At 71.3% G+C, this 3,568-nt stretch carries 3 protein-coding genes; 1 reads left to right on the top strand and 2 read right to left on the bottom strand.

The genetic code is table 11. The features are described from left to right. Positions 1-525: 525 nt before the first annotated feature. Together ACFV9G_RS29370 and ACFV9G_RS29365 are read right to left on the bottom strand one after the other, a co-directional pair. Complete coding sequence (locus ACFV9G_RS29370; protein ID WP_378732936.1) at positions 526-1,272, bottom strand: hypothetical protein; 747 nt, start codon at positions 1,270-1,272, stop codon at positions 526-528. 138 nt (positions 1,273-1,410) lie between these two features. Next, positions 1,411-2,646 (bottom strand): hypothetical protein, encoded by a 1,236-nt coding sequence (locus tag ACFV9G_RS29365; protein ID WP_378732934.1) that lies wholly within the window; start codon positions 2,644-2,646, stop codon positions 1,411-1,413. Positions 2,647-2,874: 228 nt separating this feature from the next. Between ACFV9G_RS29365 and ACFV9G_RS29360 the strand changes: the two genes are divergently transcribed. After that, positions 2,875-3,568: ParA family protein (locus ACFV9G_RS29360; RefSeq protein WP_378732932.1), on the top strand; the 694-nt coding region annotated here is incomplete at its 3' end.

Raw genomic sequence — 3,568 nt, 5'->3', positions numbered from 1 at the left:
TTCAGAAGCTGGAGCGGTTCGGCCGGGAGCAGGCCCGGCGTGACTACCTCGAGCTCCGCGAGGAGCAGCGCCGGGCTGCCCACGACGAACCGCCGTACTGACCGGGCTCACAGCACCCTCGCGGCCGCGCCCAGCGACCCCGTCGGGGACCTTATGGTGCCCTTGTCCTACATCTTGCTCCCGCCGTGCCGGCTGCCCCTCGGAGCGGCCAGCACGGCGGATGTGCGCGCTCGTCGACGCGCACCGAACGCCCAAGCCGGCGAGCCAGGCCGAGAGCAGCACCAGGGGCGGCGCGGCCGGCGACCGGGCGGCGTACGTGGTCGGGGTGGTCATCGGGTTGCCTGCGGGCAGCGTGGTGTCTTCACGCTTCGTGAAGGTGGCCAGCTGGCCGGTTTTGTGACGTGGCGTCATCGGTCGGTTTTCCTCTCTCGCGGTGCCTTCACTTGAGGCAAGTGCGAGCTCGAGGCGATATGTGACAGCCCGGCGAGAGGTAACGTCGCGGGGTCGAATGCGCCAGGGCCGGGCTCAGCTGGCGGCCGTGAACTCCTGGCCGCACACGCCGCAGAGGATCGGGCCGGCGTCGACGACCGCGGCCGAGGCGCGGATTTTGCGGGGCTTGGGGCAGCCGCAGACCAGCACCAGGCCGTTCTTGGGCCGGCGGCCGCCGGCGCCGGCCTCTCCCCCGCCGGCGTCACCAGCTGCGCCATCTTCGGCGCCCGGGTCGCCGGGCAGGGCCGGGACCTGGCCCTCGGCGTAGCGGTAGGCGACCAGCGCCGCGGCAAGCTCCTCGAGCTCGTCGGCGTACTCCTCGCTCGTCCCGGGCGCGAGCTCGGTGAGCGACCAGCCGATCTGCGGGTGCTGGGTGATGACCAGGCCCAGCTCCTCCCCCAAGACCTTGTAGCGGGCGTTGTGATAGCGGCCCTGGCGGCTGGTGTCCTTGATCCGGCGTACGTCGGCCACGCCGTGCGCTGCCTCGTGCAGCAGCGTCTCCAGGACCGATTCCGCGCCCTGGACCAGGCCCTCTCCCCCGACGAAGAGCTCGGCCATGCCGCCGTTGAGTGTGGCCGCGAGCCCGTTCGGGTCGGCGGTCGCCGCGTCGACGTCGCGAGTCGCCCAACGTCGAGCTGCGAAGTGGCCCAGCGTCAGCTCGCCGGCGCGCTGGCCCAGGCTGCCAGCGCCGAGGGTGACCACGACCGGCGGCACATCCGCATGCCGGCGCTGGATCGAGGCCCACACCCGCTCGAGCGCGGCAACCAGCTGGCTTGACTCCATGGATCCATTTTGACACCTAGGAGTCAAAACTACGCAGTCAATGAACCGAGGATGCAATCAACCTGCAGCGAAGATGCAGCAGACCTGCAGACCTGCAGCAGGGGCTGCAGGTCTGCGCTCGCGGGGGGCGTGAGCCGGCTAGCTCTGCGCGGGCCGGCGGGCGAGCTCGTCGCGGACGGAGGCGAGCTCCTCGCGGTGGGCCTTGGCGGCCGCGGTGGCCTCGGTGCGCAACTGGTCGCGCTCGGTCTTCATGTCCTCGAGGCGGCCGCGGAGCTCGGCGATCGCCTCGGCGTGGGAGCTGCGCAGATCCTCGCGGCTCTCGGCCGCTTCGGCGCGCTGCTCCTCCAGGGCAGTGCGGTGCTCAGCCCGGAGCTCCTCGAGCGCCGCGCGCTGCTCGGCGCGCAGCTGCTCGAGGGCAGCACGGTGCTCGCGGCGGGCCTGCTCGGCATCGGCGCGGACGTCGGCGAGCTGTGAGGCGTACGCAGCCCGGGCCTGCTCGAGCTCGGCGGCAAGGTCCTGGCGGACTGCCTGGGCGTCGTCCCGGGCGGCCGCCAGGCGGGCGTTCTCCTCGGTGGCGCGCTCGAGGTCGGCTCGCAGGCCGGCGATGGTGCTCTCCGCCTGGTCGACGAGGCCATCGAGGCGGGTGACCTCCGCCTGGGCTTCGGTGGCGGCCTGCTCGGCGGCGGCCGCGGCCTCGCGGGCCGCCTTCTCGGCATCCTCGGCGGCCCGGCGCGCGGTCTGCTCGAGCTCGAGGTCGCTGATGGCTTCCTCGGCGGCCGCGGCCGCGGTCTCGGCGGCCTCCTCGGCGACCCTGGCGGCCTCGAGGGCGTCGTCGCGGTCCTGCTCGGCCTCGTCGATCGCGGCCGCGGTCTCGCGGCGTACGGCGGCGGTTTCGGTGTCGACGGCGGTGCCGTCGAGGTCGCGGAGGGCGGCGGTCATCTGGTCGGCGATCGCGGCCAGGCGCAGCTCGCCGGCGGCCTGGTCCGCTTTCCACTGGGCGAGGCTGGCAGTGACGGCCTCGGCTGCCCGGGCGATCTCGCCGCGGGCCCGGGTCACCGGCCGGTCCTCAGGGATCTCCTCCCCTGCCGGAGTCGTCGACGTCGCCGACGGCCCGGCCGAGTTGGCCTTCGCGCGGTGCGCGTTCACCGCGGTGTGGCGTACGCCGTCGACGAGCTCGCCGCACCAGGCCGGCGGGCGGCCGCGGCCGGCGGAGGCGGGCAAGACATTGGTGCAGCCCGGCCAGCGGCAGATCCGGGGCGCCGGGGCGCTCGTCGAGGCCGCCGAGGCGGCCGGGGCCGGCGTGGAGCCGGTTTCATCGCGCTGATCCCGGGCCGGGGCGCCGGCCCCGGCGGTCTGAGGTGAGTTCTCGCTCATGGCGCCCATGCTGCCACGTACGCCACCTTCCCGTCAAGATTTTCATTACATTACATATCATTTCATCAGTAATGAAATGATATGTAATGTAATTTGTATAGCGTGTATAGCATTGCTATACTTTCTAGGCTTGCTTTCACTGCTAGGTGTGCTATCGTGCCTATAGCATCTATGGTTTCTAGCGAAGATCCCGGGGATAGGCCCCGGGAGGAATGCAGGGGGTTTGCGATGGAAACCACTCAGCTCGACACAGAGCCGGGCCGGGAGCGGCGCCGCTGGCTCTTCGGGAACCAGAAGGGCGGCACCGGGAAGACGTCGTTCGTGCTGCTCATGGCCGAGGCGGCTGCTCTGCGAGGCCTGCGGGTGCTCGTGTGCGACTTCGACCCGCAGGCGAACGCGACAGACGCCCTGCTGGGCGAGGACGACGTCGACGACGGCACGATCGCGATGATGAGCGACAAGGCCGAGGACGTCCCGGTGATCCGGCCCTCGCTGTGGGAGAACGTCGACGTGCTCGGCTCCGGCCTCGACCTGGCCAAGGCGGAGATGGATTCGGCGCTCGAGGGCCCCTACCGCGCCGAGCGCGCCCTGCGGGAGCTCGCCGCCGGCTACGACCTGGTCCTCTTCGACATGCCGCCCTCCCTGGGCCGGCTCCTGACCGCCGGCCTGATCGCTGCTGACGGTGTCGTGGTCGTCACCGACGCGACCAAGAGCGGACTCAAGGCCATCAAGAACGTGATGGAGTCCTTCGAGACCGTGCGCGAGCTCAACATGAACCAGCGCGAGGTCGAGCTGCTCGGCATCGTGGTGAACCGCTACAAGAGCACCGGAGAGCAGGACTTCCGCGAGGGCGAGGTGCGCGAGGCCTACGGCTCCCTCGTCATCGAGGGCCACCTACCCGAGCGCGCCGGCCTGGCCGACG

The organism is Nocardioides sp. NPDC059952, assembly GCF_042730435.1.
Classification (GTDB): domain Bacteria; phylum Actinomycetota; class Actinomycetes; order Propionibacteriales; family Nocardioidaceae; genus Nocardioides.
Note: the sequence above shows the minus strand (reverse complement) of the source record. Positions and strands in the feature narration are given on the sequence as shown.